4 protein-coding genes are annotated in these 3,302 nt (G+C 28.0%); 3 read left to right on the top strand and 1 reads right to left on the bottom strand.

Going from position 1 to position 3,302, the window contains the following annotated elements:
- Positions 1–644 (bottom strand): LysR family transcriptional regulator (locus CXF67_RS08855; protein WP_102088430.1); only part of this gene is annotated, 644 nt, incomplete at its 3' end.
- A 140-nt stretch (positions 645–784) separates the two neighbouring features.
- Between CXF67_RS08855 and CXF67_RS08850 the strand changes: the two genes are divergently transcribed.
- The 3 genes from CXF67_RS08850 (at position 785) to CXF67_RS08840 (ending at position 3,282) form a co-directional block, all read left to right on the top strand.
- On the top strand, positions 785–1,648 hold the full coding sequence (locus CXF67_RS08850) for a DMT family transporter (RefSeq protein WP_102088429.1): 864 nt from the start codon (positions 785–787) through the stop codon (positions 1,646–1,648).
- 317 nt (positions 1,649–1,965) lie between these two features.
- Positions 1,966–2,718, top strand: coding sequence for a DUF4844 domain-containing protein (locus CXF67_RS08845; RefSeq protein WP_257984638.1), 753 nt, complete (start codon positions 1,966–1,968; stop codon positions 2,716–2,718).
- Between the two features lie 18 nt (positions 2,719–2,736).
- Positions 2,737–3,282: a hypothetical protein gene (locus CXF67_RS08840; RefSeq protein ID WP_102088427.1), complete on the top strand. Its 546-nt coding sequence runs from the start codon at positions 2,737–2,739 to the stop codon at positions 3,280–3,282.
- Positions 3,283–3,302: the final 20 nt, after the last annotated feature.

Raw genomic sequence — 3,302 nt, 5'->3', positions numbered from 1 at the left:
GGCATAATTTTACTTGGATTCAAAAATTGTTCATAAACAGAAACCGTTTCTAAAGGAAAGGAGTGGATAATTAGATGTATATCAGAAAAACAACTAACATCAAGAAATTCAACTTTATTTAATAAATTTTCTTTATGCATAATAGCAAAAATTTCATCTTCAAAGACTTCAACACTTAATAATAACTCGTTTTCAGGGTTTGATGTAACTATGGCTATATCAATTTCATTTGATAAAATCTTTGCAATGGGTTGATGGGTAGCTTCAAGAATTAGATCAACAGTAATTTCAGGATATAATAATCCCATTTTTTGAATAAAATTAGGCAATCCTTGATAAAAAGAAAAGCACTTTGTACTAACTCCAATACTCCCTACCGAACCCGTTGTTATTTTCTGAATCTTATCAAAACACTTTTCAATACTGGCAAAAATATTATTTGCTAATTTATATAACTCATTACCCTCCTCTGTTAACTCCCATTTATTTCGAGCTCTATGAAACACTTTAAAACCAAGTTGTTCCTCTAACTCCTTTAATTGATGACTTAAAGCGGATTGAGTTAAAAATAACCTTTTAGATGAATTAACAATGCTCCCCTCTTCGGTAATGGTTTTTATTAATCTAAAATATTTGATTTCCATAAATGTAAAGTTACATCATAATAAAATATACCCTTACTGAAAATTTTTCAGTTAAAAATAAAAATTTTTCAGTTATAAAAATTTGCCGAGATATCAATTACTAATATTTTTGACGACATTAATTTATAATTAATAATTGTATGACAAAACAACCTTTAGTATATCTCTCATTAATAATTACTATCATTTTATGGGCTTCTGCATTTGTAGGAATAAAAGCAGCATTAGATGGATATACACCGATTCAATTATCTGTTTGGAGATTTATAATTGCTTCCTTAACACTTCTATTAATTTCGTTTTTCAAAAAAATTGATCGCATAATTTTAAAAGATTTACCTAGATTTTTTTTTATAGGATTTACAGGTATTACAATATATAATCTTGCATTAAATTATGGCGAATTAAATGTGACTGTTAGTGCAGCTAGTTTTATAATAAATACTGTTCCAATGTTAACATTGTTACTTTCTATAATATTTTTAAAAGAAAAAATAAATTCTAAAGCTTATCTTGGAACCATTATCAGTCTTTTTGGTGTTGGTTTAATTTGTTTTGCAGAGGGAGGTGCGTTAAATCTAAATAAGAGTATCTTTTTAATCCTACTTGCAGCTTTCTCTCAAAGTGTGTTTTTTTTACTTCAAAAACCATTATTAAAAAAATACTCGCCTCTTAGTTTAATTTGTTACTCTGTGTGGATTGGAACCTTTTGTTTGTTACCTTTTTTATTATTAGAAAACACAGAAAATTTAAAAAAAGCAAGCATATATAATCATTTGTCAGTTTTATATCTTGGTGTTTTTCCAGGCTCAATTGGTTATTTAACTTGGACTTATGTTTTGTCAAAAATGAATGTACAATCAGCAACTGTATTCTTATACATTATTCCAATAATAACAATAATTATTGGAGCTATTTGGATAAAAGAAATACCAATTACGTCTACCATAATTGGAGGAATCATAACAATTTGTGGTGTGCTAATTTTTAATTTAAAAAAATGAACTAATAAATATAAGTTAGATTTTATTAATCCATATAAAAAGCCTGCAGAGAACACCGTGTATAACTCATTGCTAGTAATTGCCTAACCAAAGTTAAAGCATATTTTCAAAGATCACCAAATTTTTAAATTTGAATTAAAAATGAAAGATAAAAACAAAATGTAAACATTTGGCTTTTGCTAATCCGAAAAAATTACCTTTAAATACGCAACGAAGCCATACACAACCCGTTGTACACAATTTGAGAAATGACGAAATACATTCAAATTTTATTAATCCTATTTACATTATCTGCTTGCGGACAAAATGCAACTGAAATGAAAACACCAGAAAATGCGAATGAAAAGTTTTCGGAATTCATTGCAAAGAAAAAGTTTGTTGAACAACCATATCCGAATTTCTATCCTGGAATTGCAGACGAAAAAATGCGACCAATTTTCACGAAAAAAATAAACAAAATTGCGACTGATTTTAAGAATGTTGCAGAATCTGAAAAACCTACTGATAAAAAATATCAAGAAAAAATCGGAATTGGACTTTCAAGGTTTGCGGATATTTATCTGGAATTAGATACCGAAGATAGAGAGAGAGTTTGTATGTATTTTGAGGAATTAATGGATATTGTCGGACTGGAAAGCTCGAATGGTCAACTCAATAAATTTATGTATGGTTTTGACCCAATGGAAAAGCCAAAGGAAAAAAAGTGGACTGATTCGCACGGAAACGTCTTTATCGAAAAAGGAATTGAAGTTTCAATAATACCCGCGAAATACAATAAAACAGGAAAAAAATATAAGGTTTTCCTTTACAACGAAACCACGGAAAATATTGGAATTATAAAAGACTTAATTATTAAACCGAGGGAATTTAAAGTATTCAACGTTTCAGATAAAGATACTCTTAAATTAGATAATGGAGTTAAGTTTATGTTCGGAGAAACATATGGACTTGAAGTTGAGGACAAAAAATCGCAAGTTAGTGGACTTGGAGGCAAATATTTGACTGATTATGGAGTGCCGAATGAAATTGATTTTGCTTTTGTCATAGTTCCAGTCGGAAAAGGAGATTAAGAATAAAAACTGTTGTCAATGAGAGAAAACGAATTACTTCTAAAGAAAATTATTCCACCAAAAACTAGAGAGGAAAGAGATTGTTTTTCAAATGAAGAAATAATTGCGGAATTAAATCAAGAGCAAATAAAATATATAGAAAAACGACTAATTGAATTATTAGAAACTGATAATGACTATTTAATTGCAGAAACATTAGTTCACATAAAGTCTGAAAAATCTATACCTGCGATTTTTAAACAATTAAAAAAATCATCTTCATCATTTGAAAAAATAAAATGGGCTAGCTTTATTAACGAGATAAATAATGGTGATAAAGAAATGGAATTAATAGCATATAATGAATGCAAAAAAATGGAATTCATTTATGAAATAGAGGGAATAGTTTTTTGTGATTTAATAAAATTCAAAAGCCCTAGAATTGAAAAACAAATTGAAAAATATATTGAACATAAATATTTTCTAGTCAATCATTACGCAAAATTAGTATTAAATTATAACGGTTATTCTGACAATTACAACCAAAAATCTAATTCAAAAGAATGGTGGGAATTTTGGAAATGAAAGTAAAAAAACTGTGTACA

The sequence above is a fragment of the Psychroflexus sp. MES1-P1E genome, from assembly GCF_002836055.1.
Classification (GTDB): Bacteria; Bacteroidota; Bacteroidia; order Flavobacteriales; family Flavobacteriaceae; genus Psychroflexus.
The sequence above is the reverse complement of the archived record's forward strand: the minus strand, read 5'-3'. Positions and strand labels throughout refer to the sequence as shown.